General features: G+C 43.7%; 15 protein-coding genes and 2 tRNA genes. 16 read left to right on the forward strand and 1 reads right to left on the reverse strand.

Annotated features, from left to right (window positions below; genetic code table 11):
• The 14 genes from JXR81_03715 to JXR81_03780 all read left to right on the forward strand — a co-directional run.
• A partial coding sequence (locus JXR81_03715) for a hypothetical protein (protein ID MBN2753958.1) occupies positions 1-973 on the forward strand: 973 nt, incomplete at its 5' end.
• A 13-nt stretch (positions 974-986) separates the two neighbouring features.
• On the forward strand, positions 987-1,973 hold the full coding sequence (locus JXR81_03720; protein MBN2753959.1) for a glycosyltransferase: 987 nt from the start codon (positions 987-989) through the stop codon (positions 1,971-1,973).
• Positions 1,970-3,421: a radical SAM protein gene (locus JXR81_03725; GenBank protein ID MBN2753960.1), complete on the forward strand. Its 1,452-nt coding sequence runs from the start codon at positions 1,970-1,972 to the stop codon at positions 3,419-3,421. The genes JXR81_03720 and JXR81_03725 overlap by 4 nt, the downstream gene beginning before the upstream one ends.
• Positions 3,422-3,424: 3 nt before the next feature.
• On the forward strand, positions 3,425-4,459 hold the full coding sequence (locus tag JXR81_03730; GenBank protein ID MBN2753961.1) for a glycosyltransferase family 2 protein: 1,035 nt from the start codon (positions 3,425-3,427) through the stop codon (positions 4,457-4,459).
• Positions 4,460-4,830: 371 nt separating this feature from the next.
• Positions 4,831-4,906, forward strand: a tRNA-Phe gene (locus JXR81_03735).
• A gap of 19 nt (positions 4,907-4,925) precedes the next feature.
• Positions 4,926-5,000, forward strand: a tRNA-Thr gene (locus JXR81_03740).
• Between the two features lie 68 nt (positions 5,001-5,068).
• Positions 5,069-5,386: a 30S ribosomal protein S16 gene (gene rpsP, locus JXR81_03745; GenBank protein MBN2753962.1), complete on the forward strand. Its 318-nt coding sequence runs from the start codon at positions 5,069-5,071 to the stop codon at positions 5,384-5,386.
• The gene (locus tag JXR81_03750) at positions 5,387-5,632 is read left to right on the forward strand and encodes a KH domain-containing protein (protein ID MBN2753963.1); all 246 of its coding nucleotides are present in this window, start codon (positions 5,387-5,389) and stop codon (positions 5,630-5,632) included.
• On the forward strand, positions 5,629-6,345 hold the full coding sequence (gene trmD / locus JXR81_03755; protein ID MBN2753964.1) for a tRNA (guanosine(37)-N1)-methyltransferase TrmD: 717 nt from the start codon (positions 5,629-5,631) through the stop codon (positions 6,343-6,345). Before JXR81_03750 ends, trmD begins: the two co-directional genes overlap by 4 nt.
• Positions 6,346-6,359: 14 nt before the next feature.
• Entirely contained in the window at positions 6,360-6,806 is a 447-nt protein-coding gene (gene rplS, locus JXR81_03760) for a 50S ribosomal protein L19 (protein ID MBN2753965.1), read from the forward strand.
• 152 nt (positions 6,807-6,958) lie between these two features.
• The gene (locus tag JXR81_03765; GenBank protein ID MBN2753966.1) at positions 6,959-8,161 is read left to right on the forward strand and encodes a toxin-antitoxin system YwqK family antitoxin; all 1,203 of its coding nucleotides are present in this window, start codon (positions 6,959-6,961) and stop codon (positions 8,159-8,161) included.
• A 109-nt stretch (positions 8,162-8,270) separates the two neighbouring features.
• A complete protein-coding gene (locus JXR81_03770; protein MBN2753967.1) occupies positions 8,271-8,702 on the forward strand; it encodes a hypothetical protein in 432 nt (143 codons plus the stop codon).
• 105 nt (positions 8,703-8,807) lie between these two features.
• Positions 8,808-10,166, forward strand: a complete 1,359-nt coding sequence (locus tag JXR81_03775; protein ID MBN2753968.1) for a beta-glucosidase — start codon at positions 8,808-8,810, stop codon at positions 10,164-10,166.
• A 100-nt stretch (positions 10,167-10,266) separates the two neighbouring features.
• Positions 10,267-10,614 carry a hypothetical protein gene (locus JXR81_03780; protein ID MBN2753969.1) on the forward strand — a complete coding sequence of 116 codons (348 nt, stop codon included), beginning with the start codon at positions 10,267-10,269 and terminating at the stop codon, positions 10,612-10,614.
• Here JXR81_03780 and JXR81_03785 read toward each other — a convergent pair.
• Complete coding sequence (locus tag JXR81_03785; protein MBN2753970.1) at positions 10,595-11,803, reverse strand: MFS transporter; 1,209 nt, start codon at positions 11,801-11,803, stop codon at positions 10,595-10,597. The genes JXR81_03780 and JXR81_03785 overlap by 20 nt on opposite strands.
• 129 nt (positions 11,804-11,932) lie before the next feature.
• Between JXR81_03785 and JXR81_03790 the strand changes: the two genes are divergently transcribed.
• Together JXR81_03790 and JXR81_03795 are read left to right on the forward strand one after the other, a co-directional pair.
• A complete protein-coding gene (locus JXR81_03790; GenBank protein ID MBN2753971.1) occupies positions 11,933-20,110 on the forward strand; it encodes a hypothetical protein in 8,178 nt (2,725 codons plus the stop codon).
• A 47-nt stretch (positions 20,111-20,157) separates the two neighbouring features.
• Positions 20,158-21,165, forward strand: a complete 1,008-nt coding sequence (locus JXR81_03795; protein MBN2753972.1) for a hypothetical protein — start codon at positions 20,158-20,160, stop codon at positions 21,163-21,165.
• Positions 21,166-21,255: the final 90 nt, after the last annotated feature.

Below are 21,255 nucleotides of genomic sequence, written 5' to 3' on the forward strand. Positions count from 1 at the left end.
AATTGGGGTGATGTTTTTGACTTTTGTGATGTTGATATCCTGCAGTAAAAAATCTCAGCCCGCTGAACCTGTAGAACCCACACCAACAGCAACAAACACGCCATATCACGAATTTTTAGGCGCATGCGGAAGCCAGGGAACAGCAGAGGGAGAGTTGACAAGTATATACGGTACTTGTGTTGATGGCGCGAATAATATTTATGTTAGTGATCCCAGCACAGGATATATTAGCAAGTTCAATAGTAGCTTTATTTATCAAATGAGGTGGGGAACAAGCTTAAATGGGAACGGACTATTGGATTCAGCATATTTTATTTCTTCTGATACAACAGGCAATATATATGTACCTGAAACTTGGACGTATAGAATTACAAAATTTGATAGTTCTGGAACTATTTTAAATTATTGGGGTGAAAATGGCACTGGACAAGGTCAGTTTGCAGCTCCCAAAGGAATAGTTGTGAACAGTTCAAATGTATACGTTCTGGATGACAATAATAAAAGAATTCAAAAATTTGATTCAAGCGGTAATTATTTATCAGAATTCAGCTATGTAATTTCAGGAGACCCAAGTACAAACTACCATTCGGATCTTAAACTAGATACGTCAGGAAATTTTTATATATTAAACCATGATTTAAAATGTATTAAAAAATTTGACAGTAGTGGGAATTTTGTAAAAAAATGGGGTGAGAGTTCATACAATCCCGGGGGGATGCCTCAGCCTAAGTTTATTGCCATTTATGGTAATACATTATATGTCACTGATTTAACTCGGGAAATTATTATAGTATTTGACCTTGATGGAAACTTTAAGTATGAAATTTACGGCTACACAGAAGGCGGGATTTATAAAAGATTATCAAATCCTGAAGCCCTTGCTGTTGATTCCGCAGGAAATATTTATGTCTCTGAATCCGACACTGGCGTCCGGCGTATTGTAAAACTAAGCGGAACGCTAAGCTACGAATAATAAACGGGGTAATATGAAAACTGTATCAATAATAATACCGGTAAAAGAGATAAATGATTATATAAGGGAGTCGCTTCCTTATATAGAGGCGCTGGACTATGACAAGTCTAAAATAGAGGTCATAGTACTGCCTGATTTTGAAAGTAAGATAGAGGGCAAATTTTCTTTTGACCTTAAAATAATTCCCACCACCCACATTTACCCGGGCGAGAAAAGGGATATTGGCGTAAAAGCTTCCAAAGGCGAGATTATCGCTTTCATTGATGATGACGTATTCCCGATGAAACAATGGCTTAAAAGAGCCGTGGAGATTTTTGAATCATCCTCCGACATCGCGGCGGTGGGCGGGCCCGCGGCAACCCCTGACAATGACTCATTTCTGCAGAAGGTAAGCGGGGATATATACGCTTCGCTTTTGGGCGGGGGCGGTTACCGTTTCCGTTACAAACCGGAACACGCGCGTTTTGTGGATGATTTTCCTTCGTGTAATCTGCTGGTAAGGCGTGATGTGCTGGATAAAATAGGCGGGTTTAATACGGAATTCTGGCCCGGCGAAGATACGGTAATGTGCTTAAAAATAGTCCGCGACCATAAAATGAAAATTGCCTATGACCCGGATGTATTTGTCTACCACCACAGGCGCAATTTCCCGGAAGGGCACATTAAACAGGTAAAAAGCTACGCGCTTCACAGGGGGTATTTTGTAAAAAAATTCCCGGAGACTTCCTTTCGGCTTTCGTATTTTATCCCGACTTTCTTCACCCTGTATATATTAAGTTTTATTATACCGTTTTTATTCGCGCGGCAGCTTCTTGCTTTGTGGTCACTGCCGCTGGCATTGTATGGTATACTGCTTTTAATTGACGGAATAAAAATTAAAGATATTAAACTGGCATCAGTTGTTCTGCCGGGGATATTTGTAAACCATATAGTTTACGGAATCTATTTCATAAAAGGCCTGCTGTCGCCAAAACTTAAAGAAGAGGTAAAAAAGAAATGAAAGTAATGATATCTTATCCGCCGTTAAAGGGAAAAGGCACGCCCACGCTGGGCCAGAACAGGCAGTTTCAGTGGTTTCATAATCCGTCTTTTTTATATCCTATGGTGCCGGCATCCGCGGCAACACTTTTGGCTTCCAAAGGTTATGACGCCATTTATAATGATTCCATAGCTGAAATGATAGACTGGGACATGTATATCAATATGCTTTTGGATGTTAAGCCTGATGTGATTGCTATAGAAACAAAGACTCCTGTGGTTAAGCAGATGTGGTCAATAGAAGCGGAAATAAAAAAAGTACTGCCGAATGTAAAGACAGTATTAATGGGCGACCATGTAACCGCGTTTCCCCTTGAATCAATGCAGAACTCCACTTTTGATTTTGTAATAACAGGCGGGGATTATGATTTTTCCCTGCTTAGCATAGCTGACTACCTTTCAAAAAAAGCCGGTTTAATAAGCGGCATCTGGTACAGGGAAAATAAAGACATTAAAGATACCGGCAAGTTTGACCATTCAAACAATGATTTAAACTCGCTGCCGTTTATAGACAGGGACCTTACAAAGTGGAAGCTTTACGGCGAAAAATTCTTCAAGTACTCGCCGTACACATACACAATGGTTGGCCGCGACTGCCCGTGGGGCAAATGCACATTCTGCGCGTGGACAGGGCTTTTCCCGAAATTCAGGACAAGAAGCTCGGAAAGCCTGTTATCTGAAATTGATATGCTTGTTAAGAAATACGGCATCAAAGAGGTATTTGATGATACAGGCACATTCCCGCGCGGGGAATGGCTTAAGAAATTCTGCGAAGGAATGATAAACAGGGACTATAAGATGTCCATACTTGCCAATTACAGGTTTGATTATATAAATAAAGATATCGCGCCTTTAATGAAAAAAGCGGGTTTCAGGCTTATGAAGTTCGGGCTTGAATCGGCTAACCAGGCCACGCTTGACAGGTTATGCAAGGGAATTAAAGTGGAAGATATTGAAAAAGGGTGCAGGATTGCAAAAGACGCGGGATTAGGAGTGCATTTAACCGTTATGGTGGGCTACCCGTGGGAAACGCGCGATGACGCTAACCGGACGCTTGATTTGGCAAGAAAGCTGCTTGATAAAGGGCTGGCGGATATGCTGCAGGCAACCGTGGTAACCGCGTATCCGGGAACGCCCTTATATGACCAGGCAATTCAGAATGACTGGCTGCGTTTTCAGGCCGGTGATTGGGATAAGTTTGACATGACAGAGCCGGTATTTAAAACACCTGATATGTCCCCTGAAGAAGTGGTGGGCAAATGTGAAAGCATTTATAAAGCTTTTATGACGCCAAGGTTTATCCTGCGCCAGTTTCTGGCTGTGCGTTCATGGGCGGATTTGGCGTTTATCTTTAAAGCGGCAAAAGCGGTAATTGGGCATATAATGGATTTTATGAAGATAAGGAAATAAAAAATGAAAAAAGAAAGGCTTCCTTTTATTTCTATAATCACACCCACATATAATTCCGCGAAGGTAATAGGGCTGTGTCTGCATGCGATAGCGGAGCAGGATTACCCGAAAAATAGACTTGAAGTGGTAATTGCTGACGCCGGTTCTTCGGATGACACTCTTAAAGTTGTAAGAACATTTTCAAAAAAACTTAGAATAAATATTTGTAAAAATCCGCTGCAGACAGGTGAGGCGGGCAAGGCGGTCGGGGTTGATCAATCCAAAGGCGATATTCTTGCGCTTATTGACAGCGATAACATTATAACGGGTAAAGATTTTATAAGCCGTATGGCTGCGCCTTTTGTGGAAGATCCTGATATTACGGGTACGGAACCGCTTTATTTTGTTTACAGGAAAGCTGATACCGGGCTTACAAAATATTTTGCAGCAGCAGGGATAAATGATCCGCTTTGTCTTTTTATAGGAAATTATGACCGGTACAGTTATATAACAGGAAAGTGGACAGGCATGGATTTAAAGACGGAAGAAAAGCCTGATTATATAAAGATACATCTTGAAACAGGCAAGATGCCTACTATAGGTGCTAACGGTACGTTCATAAGGAAAGCGGATATTAAAAAGATTAAATATAAACCCTATCTTTTTGATATTGACGCCATATATGAAATGGTTTTAAAGGGAAGAGACAAATTTGTAAAAGTAAAGACAGGGATAGTGCATATTTATTCTCCGACGATGGCATCATTTATCAAAAAACAGCAGCGTAGAATAAGTGACTTTATGTTTTTTAACAACACCAAACAAAGAAGTTATCCCTGGAAGTCATTTCCGGCAAAGGGGATAGTATTATTTTCTTTAAGTTGTGTGACGGTAATTCCCCTTATAATACAGGCGTTTTTTGGATTCGTCCGTAAACCTGCAGCATTCTGGATGTTTCATCCTTTGGTATGCGAGGTTACTTTTGTAATATATGTTTATTATTTTATTATGGCAAAAGTGTTTAAAAAGACAAAGATGAAAGACAGGAAAAACTGGTAATCAAAAGCCTGTTTTTATGTTGACAATATCCGGTGCTTTTATTATAATTCTCAGACGTTTTGATTCAGTCTTTGTTGTTATTATATTTTTTTACTTTTACATCAACCGAATACAGGTGCCGAGATAGCTCAGTCGGTGCCATTATGGCTTTGCCAAATGGCGAAACGATAGGAAGGTAAGGCCTTGATTTTTAATTTGCTCTCTACGCTCGCAATTGCGTATAGCCATTATGGCTCTGCCAAATGGCGAAACGATAGGAAGGTAAGGCCTTGATTTTTAATTTGCTCTCTACGCTCGCAATTGCGTTTTAGAGCGCCGCTCTTTATTATTGCTTAAATAGTGTTTTAATTTTACATCAACCGAATATAGGTGCCGAGATAGCTCAGTCGGTAGAGCGACAGACTGAAAATCTGTGCGTCGGCGGTTCAATTCCGTCTCTCGGCACCATTAATTAATTGATTGCTTTGCCGATGTAGCTCAGTGGTAGAGCAACTGATTCGTAATCAGTAGGTCACCGGTTCAATCCCGGTCATCGGCTCCAGTTAAATAAAAATGAAAAGTTTTCGCGCAAAATAGCGCGAATCAAAAGTTTTTAAGGAGGTTTTTTGCATGTCGGTAATATTAAGGTTGAAAAGAATGGGAAGGGCCAACAGCGCTTTCTACAGGATAGTTGCGGTTGATGAAAGGCGTTCGGCAAAAGGCGGAGAGTATATTGAGGAACTTGGGTTTTATAACCCTACCAAGAATCCCCCTGTTATTAAGCTTGAAAAAGAAGCCGCGACAAAGTGGATAAAAGACGGCGCTAAGATTACTCCGGCTGTTAAGGGTATTTTCAGGGAACTGAACATTTATAATGAAATGATTCCGGTAAAACCCGTAAAAAAGAAGAAAGCAAAGAAGACAAAGGTAAAGAAAGCGGCTAAATAAATGAAAGCACTTCTTGAATACGCGGCGTCTTTACTGATTACTGAAAAAGATAAGCTGGCGGTTAAGGAGATAAATGATATGACGGGCAGGCTTGAAAAATGCGTCGTATCGGTTGCTCCCGGCGACATGAAATTTATCATAGGCAGGGAAGGCAGGACCATAAAGGCGTTAAGAAGCCTTGTAAGTATAGCGGCGGCCAACAGAGGAATAAAGAAAAGAATACCGCTTGAAATAATAAACGAATGATGGAAATAAACGTTCTTACGATTTTTCCGGAAGTCTTTGAAAAGGCGCTGAACTTCAGCATCCTTAAAAGGGCAAGGGAAAAACAAAAGGTAAATTTTAAAGTGGTCAACATCCGTGATTTCGCTGAAGATAAGCACAAGATGACCGACGATACGCCGTTTGGCGGTGAAGGCGGAATGGTCATGAAAGTGGAGCCCATTCACAAAGCGCTGAAAAGCGTACAAGAAGAGGGCAAAACAGGAAAAGTGCTTTTAATGAGCGCTTCCGGACGCAGCTTAACCCAGGAAAAGTTAAGGGAGTACGCGCAGCTGGATTCACTGACTATTATCTGCGGAAGATATGAAGGCGTGGATGAGCGGGTGGTAAATTATGTTGACGAAGAAATATGTATAGGCGATTATATACTCAGCGGCGGCGAGTTTGCATCGCTGGTTATAATAGAAGGCGTGACAAGGCTTCTGCCGGATGTGCTTGGCAATGAAGAGTCCGCCGTGCACGAATCCTTTGAAAAGGGCATACTGGATTTTCCGCAGTACACCAAACCAAGGGAGTATGAAGGGATGCAGGTTCCAATAGAGCTTGTGTCGGGTAATCATGAAATGATAAAAAAATTCAGAAGGCGGCAGGCCCTGTTAAAGACAAAGAAAAACAGGCCCGAACTGCTGGAGAAAATAAAACTGTCTGATGAAGACAGAAAATTCTTGAAAGGGTAAAGGAGTACAGAAAAATGGCGACAAAAATTAAGGAAATCATTGAAAAACAATATAAGAAAAAGGGTGTAGATTTCAGCAAGATTTCCGTGGGAAGCACGGTAAAGGTAAATACAAAAATTAAAGAAGGAAACAAGGAAAGAATTCAGGCTTTTGAAGGCGTTGTCATAGCCAAAAAAGGCACAGGCTTAAATGCCATGTTTACGGTAAGAAAGATATCTTTTGGCGCAATCGGCGTTGAAAGGACCTTTCCTATAAACACCCCCAGCATTGACAGCATTAAGGTTACCAAAGAAGGAAAAGCAAAAAGGGCGAAACTTTATTACATAAGGGAATCTTTTGGAAGAAAGGCAAAGAAAGAAAACAGAAGGTTTGATACCGGTGTAGGCGCGTTAGCGGAAATGAGAGAAGTGGCAGCAGCACCCGCGGAAGCCCCTAAGGAAACAAAAGAAGAAGCAAAATAGTAATTAATTATTATATGAAACGGCAGGCCGTATGGCCTGCCGTTTTTTTTTTTACCTTAAATGATGTGTTAACGGGTATTTTTAATGTTATAATATGTAAACTATTGGAACGCAGGGGGCGTCAAAGAAGTATAAAAAACAGGAGGTAATTTATGAAAAATACCAAGAAGGCTTTACTGTTGGGTACCCTTATTGCAGCAGTGTTCTTATCCGGATGTACTGTTTACGTTCAGGATTCCCCTTATGATTACTCTTATACCGAAAGATATTATTCAAATGTAACTCCTGTCATAGTCCAGCCCGGAACGGCTGTTGCGGCAGCTACGGCGGTGCCAACCGCTCAGGTGGTTGTAAATAATGTTAATATCACCAATATTGACGTGGAAGTGGTAATCAAGCAGGAAGGCAATAAGACGGTTTTTTACAGGGGTAATAAACGCATAGCGGTGTGGAGCCCCGGCCCCGGCAATACTGTTGTTAAAACAGGCGAGAAAATTACCGCTACCGTGCGCAAGTATAACAGGAACGGCGTAATAATAGAAAAGGTGGATTACAAAAATAATTTAAGAAACGGCATCAGCAAAATATATGATGACAGGGGAAATCTTAAGATTAAGACAACATACAGGAATGATGTTCCTGACGGCGCTTACTACTCCTATTATGAGAATGGCGCGGTTGAAACATACGGTTATTACAGGCTTGGGAAAAAGCAGGGGGCGTTTAAATATTATTATTCCAACGGGCTCTTAAAGCAGTATGAAGAATTTGACAGGGATGTAAGGCATGGCAGGTTTCAGGCGTATGATAAAAATGGAAATCTTAAAGAATCTTTCAGATACATAAACGGGAAAAAAGAAGCGCCGGCTGCAACGGTTACAAATACGGCAACTGCTGTAAATACGCCGGTGCCTGCGGTGACTGTTATTTATATAAAGGAAGTTGTTGTTACGGCAACCCCGGTGAATACAATTGTACCGGCATCTACTGCCGCGCCAACTGTTGTCCCTTCGGCAGCCGCTACAAATGTTCCGGAACCTTCTGCTACAGCTGTGCCAAAGAAGGACGGGGATAAAACTAATCAGGGAAATCACTTTGGCAGCAAAAGGCACGCTGACGGCTGGGAAAATTACAAAAGAATGAAAGAAGAACAGGCGAAGAAAAAGGATAAGGTAAAGGCAAAGGATAAGGATGAGAATAAGGAAATAGATGAGGATGATAAGGCTAAGGATGAGAATGTGGTTGAGGATAAGGATCAGGATCAGGAAATAGATGAGGATGATAATAAAACAGGTAATGATGAGAATGAAGACACGGGAAAGGGCAAGAAAAAAGAAAGAAAAGATAAAGAATAACAGATACCCCCGCTTAAGCGGGGGTTATCTTATTGACAAAGTTTAAACGTATAAGTATAATTCAAAAAAGTAACAGATTATTGAAATATCTAAATCGGGGGTAATGAAAATGAAAATAGGACAGAGGGTTACGGTAAAGAATCTGGATTTTATGGATTCAGAAGACAGTTTAAAAAGGCCGAAAAGCCTGATAGGCAAAGAAGGCACTATCAGTGATGTCTATCTTGGTGTGTTTAAGGTGGATGTTGACGGCAAAACTTTAAGTTTTGACGGAAGAGAACTTCAGCTTAATGAACATGTTACTGTTGTTAAAGCGGAATGGGTTTTTGTTTCGTGGCAGAAGAATGGAAAGTCTGTTTACAACACAAAAGAAGGAGACCCTCTTTTTATAGGTGATTTTCATCACGGCACAGGTTTTAAAGGTGAAATAGAACTTACCGATGAAGAGATCTACAGGATTAACGAGGCGGCCAAAAAAGGTATTGCCCCGGTTTTTGATTTAAGGATAGAAAAAAGCGAGAAAAGAAATAACAGAAGGTAGTAAGTTTTAATATAGAATACTGTTAATATATATATAAAACATGGGCTAAATGCCCATGTTTTTTTATAAATCTGTTTTAACGTAAAAACAAAATTGGAGCGCGACATGGAAGACATTCAGCTGAAGAAAGGTTTTATTTTTGGAACTGCCACATCATCCTATCAGATAGAAGGCGCATGGAATGAAGATGGTAAAGGCGAATCCATATGGGATGAATTCTGCCGCAGGCAGGGCGCGATTGTAAACGGCGATGACGGAAAAATTGCGTGTGACCATTACCACAGATATAAAGAAGACATAGAACTTATGAAAAAGATGAACATAATGTCCTACAGGTTTTCAATTTCATGGCCAAGGATTTTTCCCGGCGGTGATGGAACTGTAAATGAAAAAGGCGCCGCTTTTTATGACCTGCTTATTGATGAACTTATTAAAAACGGGATAGAGCCAAGTATTACCTTATATCACTGGGACTTGCCGCTTAAATTTCATGAAGAAGGCGGCTGGTTAAAAAAAGAAAGCGCGGATGTTTTCGCGGATTACGCGCGGTACTGTTTTAAACGTTATGGCGACAGGGTAAAGATGTGGGCGACATTTAATGAAATGTATGTGGCAGCGCACCTGGGTTATGAAAACGGGAAGTTTGCCCCCGGCATTAAAGATACAAAAAAAGCGCTTCAGGCGGCCCATTATATGCATCTGGCGCATGCCAAAGCGGTAAAGGCGTTCAGGGAAGAAAAAATTGGAGGCGGAAAGATAGGGATTGTTCACTGTATGTCGCCGGTGCATGATATGGACGGGACAAAAAATTCCGCCATAAATACGCGGCAGGTTGACGGAATATGGAACAGGTGGTTCTGTGAACCGTCATTAAAAGGTACATATCCCGAAGATATTATGGAACTTAGAAAAAAACAGGGAACGGCTCCTGAAATTACGCCTGAAGATATGGAATTAATAAAGGGCAATAAATGTGATTTTCTGGGGATTAACTTTTATTTCCGTTTCAGGGTGTATGACGGGGAATGTGAAGAGTTTAACTGGATGAAATGCGTAAACAGCAGGCCGGTAGAAAACGCGAAAATTACGGAAATGGGGTGGGAAGTTTACCCTGACGGGCTGTTTGATCTTGTAAAAAGAATAAATGACGAATACGGAGATATTCCTGTATATGTAATGGAAAACGGAATGGCGGCAAAAGACGCTGTAAATTCGCGGGGCGAAGTGGATGACGATGACAGGCTTGAATACATAAAAGGGCATCTTAAAGCGTGTGAACGGGCGGTTAAAGCGGGATACAATCTGAAAGGTTATTATTATTGGTCGCTTATGGATAATTTTGAATGGACTTCGGGATATTCAAAGCGTTTTGGGATTGTAAGGGTGGACTATGACACACAGAAGAGGACGATAAAGAAAAGCGGCAGTTGGTATGGGGAATTTATCAAAAATCAACGCGGGTAACCGCGCTTTGCTGATAAAACGCGCTTTCCAAATCATAAGTTTTGGATTATGATTATATCGCGGCGGAATTAATCCGCAATATAATTCAGGGAGGCTTAATATGAAAAGAGTAACAGCTGTTTTGTTGGCGGTAATAATATTATCAATTACAGGGTGCGCGTCTGCCGGAAAAAGAGCATCGGACGGACAGCAGTTTCTTGGGGCGGTTATAGTGACCGGTGCGGTGGCGGGCGGCGCCGTAGCCGGTACGCAGATAGCCGATTCAAACAATATGTCTGACACGCAGGCGGTTTTAACAGGCGCGGGCGCGGCTGTTGCGGCGGGTGTGGCCGCGGGTTTTATATATGACCTTATACTTGAAGTTTTTAATTTAAAAGAAAGTGCCGCTGAAAATACGCCCGCAACAGAAGCGGGAGAAACGCCGGATTTTATGCTTCAGAAACGGTAATAGGGGGCAGTTTGCTTGGCTTTACTTTGGTGTTTTTTAATGCCAGCCATATTCCAAAAGGCGCCAGCGAAATTATAAAGATGGTGGCTTTAATTCCGTAAACAGGAAGGTGCTGCAGCAGAAACATAAAAAACAGCATCATTGATATCCTTCCGGCGGCAATGGGAAGGTCGCGCGCCACAAGATATTCCATTTTTCTTTTGCCTTCGGGGTCGCTTTCCGAAATTACATCCATTGAATACGCCGATATGGGGATTCTTATTAAGTTATCGCCTATGGGAAATAAAAGCCCCTGAATCACAAGAAAGATAAAATCTATTTTTACAAGCAGCACAAGCGATGCCGCAAACTGAATTATGGCGCCGTAAAGGATAAGTTTTTCGCGGTGTACCGGTTTTGAAATTTTTCCAAGCAGGTAAGCGGTGGTAATTGACACGGCGGAAAACAGGATGGTTATCCTGCCGAAGGTGAATTCGCTGTCGGTCACTTTCACAAGCAGCACGGCAAATAAAAACATTGTGATTGCGTCGCGCGCCGCAAGAAAGAAGTACGCAATAAGTACCCCGCGCCACTTTTTGTCCCGCGTAAATATAAGGTCCTTAATTTTGTAAGGGTGGTCAACAGGTTCTGATTTTAAACTTGATGACATAAGTATGGCGCTTATAAAAAGAAGGGCGGATGTTATGAAAATAAAGTAGTAACCCGTGTACCCGCCAAGTTTTACAATCATATAACCCGCCACAGGCGGCGCAAGCAGCGAGGTGATTCCGGAAGCCACGGAAGTGATTGAATAAAACCTGTCCCTGTTTTGCGGGCTTGTATAATCAAAGGTAAGCACATGGTAGCCAAACCAGTAAAAACCCATTGCCAGCCCTTTTAAAACGCCAAGCAGGATAAGATAGTCGGTGACTTTCTGGTTTAAGACAAGCACGCACAGGTAAAAAGCCGCGTAAAATATTATTCCAATCCTGTAAATGGACACGCGGTCCAGTTTTCTGGCAATAAAGCCGTTGGCGTAAAAAATAAAAGGAACTACGGCATAGGTGGAAAGCATATATAAGGATAATGACGCATAGTTGTTTTTAAGGCGCCATATGTAAATATTTACGAAAACGTCCGAAAGTACGACGGCGATGGTAAAAAGCACTGTAATGCCGATAAGCCTGTTTAAACGTATTTGTTTTTCCATATAGCTAAGTATTATATAATATGAAAGGGGTGTTATCAATCTGTAAGTTAAACGATTTTTCTGTTGATTTTATAGGAATGTTAGGGTATTATTTGATTGTATTGGGGCGGTAAAAAATCGGAGTGTTTAATGAACTTAAATAAGACGAAAAAAAGGTCTATTTTTATATTTCTGGTGTTACTTTCATTTTATTCTTTTATATATTCCGCGACAACCTTCACTGAAACCTTTTTAACTGATGACTTTAAGGACAATTCCGCGACAACCGCAAACTGGGACACCACCAATCAGCACGGCATACTTTTAAGGGAGCCGGGATTCGCGGAAACAACAGGCGTCATAAACTGGGGCGGCGGCGTTGAAGCCATAAAGCACGACGGAAATTCCACATGGGTAATAGTGGGGGACGGCGGAAAAATAAACAAATACGACGGCTCGCACTTTGTTAACTTAAGCGTGGAAGCGGGTTTTGGAACGGATAATATTTATGCCGTATGGCACAACGCAAGCTATTGGATGATAGGCGGCGCGGGCGGCAAGATTAAAAGGTGGGACGGCGCGTCAACGTGGACTGATTATTCCGCCAGCCTGCAGAATTTTTCCGGCGACGTAAGGGCGATAGGCTATAAGGACACGCCGACAACATACTGGCTTGTGGGCGGCACAAGCGGTTCGCTTAACAGTTTTAACGGAACCGCCTGGACAGATTTAAAGAGCCAGCTTAACTTTGGAACCAATGACGTGCTTGCCATAAAATGGAACGGCAGCTACTGGTTAATTGCGGGTAAAGGCGGAAAGATAGTAAAGTACGACGGTTCAACAACTTGGACAGACCATTCGTCCGCGCTTGCAACCGCGCTTGGCGGCACATATGATATTAACTCCATAGAATGGAATGGAAGCACGTGGCTTGTGGGCGGCGGCGGAAAAATTGCGTCGTCAGGCGACGGGCAGAACTTTACGAATAAAAGCGCAAGTATCACAATGTCCGCGGTATACAGTATTAAATGGAACAGCAGCTACTGGTTAATAGGCGGCGGCAACGGTTCGGCAACGGTAATATACACATCAACAGATTTAAACACATTTAACCTGCAGTCAAATCCCGCGTATTTTTCATCAGGCCCTGTATGGGCGATGGAAAGCAATAATAGCGGGGTTAATTTAATAGGCGGGCAGAACGGCAAGTTTTATTCAAGGACAGGCGGCGCGGTAAGCCCGACGAACACTGACCTTTCAACAAAGATAAAAGACTTTGGAAAAGAAAATATAAGGGCCGCGGAATGGAACGGCAGTTACTGGCTTATAGTGGGAAACAAAGGGTGCATCAATAAATACGACGGCGCTGTATTTACGGATTTAAAATCAGCGCTTGGCTTTGGCGACAGCAATGTATTGTCTGTCAGGTGGAACGGCAGTTACTGGTTAATAGGCGGCGCGGACGGAAAGCTTGCTTATTCGGCGGACGGCGCAACATTTACTTTAAGGACATCCCAGCTTGGTTTCGGGGGATATTCGGTAAACGCGATAGAATGGGACGGCAGTATGTGGTACATAGGCGGGGATAATAATTATTTTAAAACCGGCACGGATGGGGTCAGTTTTACGGACAGAAGTGCGGTGCTTACAGGCAATGGCTGGACATCGGGTTCCGCGGTAAACACAATAACATACAGGGGGCCGTCAAACGCGGATGTAATGATAGGCGGCGCTTCGGGCAATATAGGGTATTATAACGAAGGGACGGTGTCATATTACAGTTTAAGGCCGGAATTTTACGCGACAATGGGAGTTTACCATAATATAAACAGGATAGTATGGGACAAGGATGACGCTTTTACATCAACGATGAGAATAGCGTGCGACGGCGGCAAGGTTGTGGATTACTGGTTTTCAATGTTTGTGGACAGAAGCGCAAGCCTTTCCGGCATCGGCGCGAATAATTTATACGGCATGGACTATGATAATAATTCCAAGAAATTTTTTGTGGGCGGCGGCAGCGCCAAGATAAACAGCATAACCGGTGATTCCACAAGCGGATACATATTCGCGGATTTAAGCTCTCAGCTGGATAAATTTGGAACGGTTACCATGAACACGGTAAAATATAACGGGGAATACTGGATAGCGGCCGGAGACAACGCCAAGTTAAATGTTTACGGACTTGCGTACACCACGCCGGGGACGCTGCAGTCAATATCTGTGGCGCATTTTTTTGCCAATTACAGCTCTATAACATTAAGCGCGGACTATACTCTTAATAATGAAGAAATTGATTTCTATCTGTCGTCAAATAACGGCGCCACATGGATACAGGTAACGCCGGGGACAGGGGTTAATTTTGACGAAAGGCCCGCAGACCAGGGGACAGATATATTATGGAGGGCGGTATTAAGGACTTATGACAGGTTTGTATCTCCTTTTATCAGCAGCGTTACTTTAAACTGGACCGAATATCCGGCGCCCACATACACAATAACGCCCACGTTTACGCATTCGCCGACTATAACGCCGACGCCTTCAATTACAATGACTTCCACAGATACGCCCACGGATACCGTGACGCCTTCGGCTACGCAGACTGTTACGGAAACCGCAACCGGAACGGTTACAGGCACTGTGACAGAAACTTCCACGCCTACAGTTACGCTGACAATGACTCAGACGGTAACGCAGACTAATACGCAGACATTTACACCCACGGCAACCCTGACAAATACGCAGACTGTAACACAAACCGTAACGCAGACTGTTACCGGGACAAATACACAGACAAACACGCAGACAATTACGCAGACATCCACGCCAAGCACCACATGGACAATAACCAAGACTGTAACGGGTACGGCAACCTTAACTGTAACGCAGACCAATACACAGACCGTAACACAGACCAATACGCAGACTGTAACCGGTACAATGACACAGACAAACACGCAGACCGTAACGCAGACAAATACACAGACAGCCACAGGTACTGTAACGCCTTCCAATACACAGACCGTAACCGGAACAATAACGCAGACCAACACGCAGACGGTAACACAGACCGTAACAGGCACAATAACACGTACGGCAACATCCACAATTACATTTACAATAACAGTTACGGCAACGCCCACAAGTACAAGGACAGTTACGCTTACAAATACAAGGACGGTTACAGCCACATCCACCCGTACAGTAACGCGCACAAACACACGTACTGTCACGCGGACAAATACACAAACCGTAACAGGCACTGTAACGCAGACCAATACGCAGACCGTTACGCAGACCGTTACCGCCACAATAACCATAACAGCCACGCCTACGGCGACGCCGTCTTCCACTCCGACAATGGTAACAGGAAGCCTTCTGGTTGAAGCGCCGGATACGGTTACCGCGGGGGTTGCTTTCTTTATTACGGTTACCGCAAAAACAACCGCGGCTTATGGTGATTTGACCGCGGAAAATTACGAAGGCACGGTGCACTTTACCACAAGCGCTTCTTTATACGCGCTTCCGGGCGACTACACTTATGTGGCGACAACGGATTTTGGCGTGCATATTTTCCAGGTAGTAATAAATAACACAGGCACGCAGTCAATTACATCCACTGATACGGTAATACCTTCAATTACGGGCAGTGATACGGTTAACGTGGTATCCGCAATGCCCACAAACTTTACGGTTTCTGCGCCGTCAGATGTGACAGCGGGCGGTTTATTTTATATAACTGTTACCGCAAAGGACTCGTTCAACAATATAGTGACCGGTTATACCGGGCAGGTTAATTTTACCACCACAGACCCATACACGCCGTCCGGAATGCCGGCAGACTTAACGTTCCTTCCTTCGTATCAGGGAGTTACAATAGTGGCGGTCACGCTTTATACAACGGGAATACAAAGGATATACGTTGCCGACACTTCTGAGACAAGCATTAACGGCACCAGCAATGAAATAAACGTAAGCGCGGGCAGCCTGCATCACTTTGTGGTGGTTGCGCCAAGCTTTGTAAATTCCGGCGCTGTCTTTAACTTTGTGACAACGGCAAAAGATCAGTTCAACAACACGATAGATAATTACACCGGCACAGTGGCGTTTACAAGCGGGGCAACAACAAAAACACTACCTGCAAATTATACCTTCCAGGCTGCTGACAACGGCACAAGGATATTTGACGCAAGTATTGTAACCGCAGGCACGTGGACTATTACAGCAACAGACACATTAAATTCAATGAACGGCACCAGCAACAATATTCTTGTAAGTGCTACTGCAACATCTTATAACCAGCCGATAATGCTGACTGCTTATCTGACTGCAGCAAATACATATTCATATTGCTATGTAAATATACACAATAACAGCAACTGGGATATTTCCGGCGCGGCTTATTTAATGTATGACTTATTTGTGCCTGACACAAGTTCTAATTATTATACATCAATGGAAGTGGACGGAGACTGGGATGGCGGGCAGTTAAGGGATTTTGAACCATATATAATGGATCAGAATAGTATAAGGATTCATCCTTCTATGGATACCAAAGCGTATTCGAAAGGAAAATGGTACCACAGGGTATTTGACATTAACGCTGTTAATGGAACAACTGATGAAATTTCATTATCGCAGGATACGGGAAATATCGGTAACAACGGCGCGCCGACAAACAGCGCCGGCACATTTAACGGTTTCTTTGATAATATAAGAATTACAGATTCCAGCGGCGTCACAATACGCGATATATTCTCCAACGCAAATACATTGCCAATAGGCGGAGTATCGGGAAACAGCACGGTTAATTCCGGCGGTGTATCTGCAGGTTCCACAAATAATTGGGTTTATGTAATTGGCAGTTTTGCGGGTGCCGCTTATCCCACAAATAATGTTGTTGCCAACGGTGTTGACGGCGCAAGAATTACGGCGACCGTAAGGACTCCGTCAGGTACTGCGGTACAGTATGCCATTGTTGATTTTAATTCCGAAAGAAATGAAGATACAATAACCCCGGTGAGGACAGGTTTAAATAACTATGCTGTTAGTAACGCAAGCGGATTAGCATTTGCGGATATAAAGTCAACAAAAGCAGGCTCCGCTAATATTACTTTATCTATGGGCCATTTATCAAGGATAGTGACTGTTAACTTTATCGCGGGCCCGCCTGCAAAGGTATCCATATCGCCGGATATTTTAAATACGCAGACAGGCGTTACCGGTACACTTGCTGTAAAACTTGTGGACCAGTACGGAAACTGGGCAACAACTTCCGCAAGGGGAATTACGGTTACATCCAATTCCGGCACCATGACATTCTCGCGCGATAACGGCGCTACTTGGAGTAATAGTGTTATCCTTGACGGTTCCAAACAGACCAATATTCTTGTGGTGGACACCACGGCTAATACGGCAACGGTTACAGGTATTGCAACGGGCATGACAAGCGGCACATCCACAGTATATGTAAATAATGCGGAGGCGGATTATCTTGTGATAAGCCCGCTTTTAAGCTCTACAGAAGCAGGCGTTCCTTATCCTATAACTGTGCAGGCAAAGGATGTTAACGGCAACAACGCGTTTTCAAGCGCGCTTGTAAATATTACACGCCCTATTGTGAACACCACTATGGAATTTTCGGAAAATTTATCTGTCTGGGCGTCTTCGCTTGCCACAAATTTAAAAAGCGGCGCGGCTTATCTTTACTACAGGGACACAAAAAAAGATACCGGTATAACAATTACAGCGCAGGCATCAGGGTTGGGCGACGGCATTGCGTACGCGGATATAACCGCCAACGACCCGTACCTTCTTGAAGGGTGGGCAAATAAATATACTGTTGTGGTATCGGGTAATAGGGCAGTAACAGTTACCGCAAAAGTTACGGATTATTATGGAAACCCGGTTGCCAATAAATGGGTGGGCTTTATACCTTATGCGCAATCAGGCACATCTACGGTTAATCCGACAAGCGGGTATACTGATGTGAATGGATTATTGACCACTTGGTTTACTGCAAGTCCGAATGTTGGCTGGAACTATGTGGGTATTACATCCACAGCGTTACAGGGAGTTACCCTTGCCATAACGGGTACCCTTGGCTACGCGCAGTCAATAAATATACTTCCAAATCCTATGTCGCTTGGAGCGATGAAGGTTGGCTTGCTTAATATTAACGGCTGGAGAGCAGGATTAAACGCGGCTTATCCTCCGGGGGATGAAGACATATATGTTTCAAGCAATAATGCCAATGTCAGGTTCTCCTACGACGGCGGGAATACATGGGTTCAGAACCTTACCATAAGGGCAAACGACAGCGGCGGACTTACGTTAAATGTCAGGTCATCCGCTGTTGGTACTGCCGTAATAACAGCGCATAACGTTAATAACGGAGCCATAACCGACGGGACAACAAATTTAACAGTCACAGAAGGGCTGTTTTTAAGAATGTCGCCTGTTTCTGAAACGTACGCTGACGCGGGTTCTTATGTGACAATTACCGCGCAGATAGTGGACCAGGACGGCAATACAAGAAATTTCCAGAATGTATCGGTAAAATTTGAGACGAATTACGGTTATGTGTTCCCGCCGGAAAGCGTAACAGACGCAAATGGTTCTGTAACCGCGGGATTAACCCTTTCAATAGTTTCCGGACTGCACCACATAGTCACAGGCACAATGACAAGCCCGGATGATGTAAGTTCCACGGCGGATATAATTTCACAGCCGGTTACTTCATTTGCCGTATCAGCGCCGTCAAGCGCTTATAACGGTATTCCGGTATATGTGACGGTAAGGGCAAGAGACCCGTATGGCGTTACGGTTTCAGATTACACAGGCACGGTCCATTTAACTTCAACTGACGGGGCGGCAAATCTGCCGGCTGATTATACATTCACGGCAGGGGACTTAGGCGTTAAAGCGTTCCTGGTAACTTTTAATACAAACGGCATTCAGACTGTCACGGTAACAGACACGGTTGATTCGCAGATTAACGGCACAAGCAACAGCGTGCTTGTGGTAGACGCGCCTACGCCTACGGTAACGCCGTCGGCCACAAAGACCATAACCGCCACTATTACAATTACAAGCACCCCCACCACCACAAAAACAATTACGCAGACAGCCACTGAAACTGTGACACAGACCAATACACAGACAGTGACGCAGACAAATACGCAGACTGTCACGCAGACCGTGACCGAAACAGCCACGCAGACAGTCACGCAGACCAATACTCAGAGTGTTACCGAAACAAGGACACAGACGGTAACACAGACTGTTACAAAAACCGTAACACAGACAAATACGCAGACTGTCACGCAGACCGTTACACAGACAAGGTCACAGACAGTCACGCAGACTGTTACAGGAACGGTCACGCAGACAGTTACAGGTACTGTTACAAAGACGGTAACCGCCACCGTTACAGGCACTGTAACCGCGACAGTAACGCGGACAGCAACACGGACTGCCACCGCGACATCGACGCGCACTGCGACCCTTACAAACACACAAACGGCGACGCAGTCAATAACACAGACCAACACGCAGACCAATACGCAGACCGTGACGCGGACAAATACGCCTACAAATACCGTTACAATAACATTTACCATTACGTCAACGCATACGTATTCTCCCACTATAACAATGACGCACTCTATAACGCGGACGCACACTATAACTCCGCAGTTTACTGCCACTATTACCCCTACAATAACTATCACCCTTACTTCAACGTCAACGGTGACGGATACTGTAACCGGAACGGTTACAAAAACAGTAACATCCACGGTTACACAGACGGTAACGCAGACGGTGACGCGTACCGTAACGCAGACAGTAACCCGGACAAACACCCAGACAGCCACACAGACCGTGACGGAAACAATTACAAATACGGTATCGGCGACAATTACGCCTACGGTAACGGTTACTCTCACATATACTGATACCCCGACAATAACGGTGACATCCACCGTTACTCAGTCCACTACTGTCACGCTTACATGGACAATTACCCCCACGTGGACAATTACTCCCACGTTTACCGCAACCCCCGAACACGTGCTTGTTTACCCGAATCCGTTTAACAGGGAAAAAGCGCACGGACGGACCCTTAAATTCATACTTCCGATACACTGTGATATTGAAGTGTTCAATATTGAAGGGTTTAAAATATTTGAAGCAAAGCGCGTTATCGGAAGGATAGAATGGAACGGAAGGAATAAAGCGGGTGAAAAAGTGTCCCCCGGTGTGTATTATTACATGATAAAAAATGACAGGGAAACCATAAACGGAAAATTGTTTATTATTAAGTGATGTAATTTTCTGCGGGTATAATTATTTTGCTTATAAAAGAGGGAAAAATGAAAAAATTATCAGCTGTTTTAGCGGTATTTGTCCTGCTTGTCCCTGTATTCTTACAGGCGGGGCCGGGGACCGCTTCAATTGACGTTTTAAAAGTACCCACGGGCATTAAAGCGCAGGCAATGGGCGGCGCGTATATAGGGCTGGCAGAAGGCCTTGATGCCATGGATATAAATCCCGCGGGCATATCGTTTATCTCTAAAAATGAGATTCTGTTTGTTCATGACGTATACTTTCAGGATACTTTTTTTGATTCTGTATATTACGGCAGGGGCATGGGGGAATCAGGTTCTTTCGCGGTAAGCCTTAAATACCTTAATACCGGAATAATAACTTCCACGCTTGAAGACGCGCAGGGTAATTACGCCGGCGAAGGCGAAGAAGTATCCGGTTTTAATTATCTGCTGGGCGCCGGCTACGGTGTTGATTTTGGGAAACTTTTATACAATGAATTCACAAAGAATTTAAAAGCCGGAATAGCATTGAAGTTAAGCGGAGAATCACTGTCTTCGGACTACGCAAACCTTGCAATTTCCGTTGATGTAGGCGGAATATACACCATTGTTCATGAAGAAGCTGATTTTATGTCCAACAGGGGCGAAACCATATGGAATAAAACCGGGGTCGGGGTTGTTTTCAGGAATCTGGGCACAAGTTTTTCTTCCGGAATTACGCCTATGTCTTTTGCCGCGGGTGTGTACACGCAGATTTTAAACATGTTTGTACAGAGCAATAAAGTAAGAATAGGCGCTGACGCGGATTACAACCTGGGCAACGGAATTAATTTAAGGGCGGGGCTTGAATACAGCCAGAGGATAGAAAATTACATATTATCCGGAAGGTTTGGCGCCAATTTTAACCCCGAAGAACGCGCGTTTTCGGGGTTTGCCGCCGGCCTTGGGGCAGGGCTTGATATCAACGGGACGGTTTATGAATTTAATTACGCGTTTCTTCCTTACGGAGAACTTGGCAACAATCACAAGTTCGGGCTGTACATCAAATTCTGACATTTAAAAAATGTAATATGAAATGCACCACTTAAGTAAATAAAAAGTCCCACCAAGCACTTGTGTTATTATGTTGTTTGCGAAGACACC

It is taken from the genome of Candidatus Goldiibacteriota bacterium, from assembly GCA_016937715.1.
Classification (GTDB): domain Bacteria; phylum Oederibacteriota; class PGYV01; order PGYV01; family PGYV01; genus PGYV01.

Bases quoted from the DNA above. Each gene is read 5' to 3' on its own strand.
- JXR81_03725 (MBN2753960.1), top strand. From the start codon at position 1,970: ATGAAAGTAATGATATCTTATCCGCCGTTAAAGGGAAAAGGCACGCCC.
- trmD (MBN2753964.1), top strand. From the start codon at position 5,629: ATGATGGAAATAAACGTTCTTACGATTTTTCCGGAAGTCTTTGAAAAG.
- rplS (MBN2753965.1), top strand. From the start codon at position 6,360: ATGGCGACAAAAATTAAGGAAATCATTGAAAAACAATATAAGAAAAAG.
- JXR81_03790 (MBN2753971.1), top strand. From the start codon at position 11,933: ATGAACTTAAATAAGACGAAAAAAAGGTCTATTTTTATATTTCTGGTG.
- JXR81_03785 (MBN2753970.1), bottom strand. From the start codon at position 11,803: ATGGAAAAACAAATACGTTTAAACAGGCTTATCGGCATTACAGTGCTT.
- JXR81_03775 (MBN2753968.1), top strand. From the start codon at position 8,808: ATGGAAGACATTCAGCTGAAGAAAGGTTTTATTTTTGGAACTGCCACA.
- JXR81_03780 (MBN2753969.1), top strand. From the start codon at position 10,267: ATGAAAAGAGTAACAGCTGTTTTGTTGGCGGTAATAATATTATCAATT.
- JXR81_03770 (MBN2753967.1), top strand. From the start codon at position 8,271: ATGAAAATAGGACAGAGGGTTACGGTAAAGAATCTGGATTTTATGGAT.
- JXR81_03765 (MBN2753966.1), top strand. From the start codon at position 6,959: ATGAAAAATACCAAGAAGGCTTTACTGTTGGGTACCCTTATTGCAGCA.
- JXR81_03795 (MBN2753972.1), top strand. From the start codon at position 20,158: ATGAAAAAATTATCAGCTGTTTTAGCGGTATTTGTCCTGCTTGTCCCT.
- JXR81_03720 (MBN2753959.1), top strand. From the start codon at position 987: ATGAAAACTGTATCAATAATAATACCGGTAAAAGAGATAAATGATTAT.
- JXR81_03750 (MBN2753963.1), top strand. From the start codon at position 5,387: ATGAAAGCACTTCTTGAATACGCGGCGTCTTTACTGATTACTGAAAAA.
- JXR81_03730 (MBN2753961.1), top strand. From the start codon at position 3,425: ATGAAAAAAGAAAGGCTTCCTTTTATTTCTATAATCACACCCACATAT.
- rpsP (MBN2753962.1), top strand. From the start codon at position 5,069: ATGTCGGTAATATTAAGGTTGAAAAGAATGGGAAGGGCCAACAGCGCT.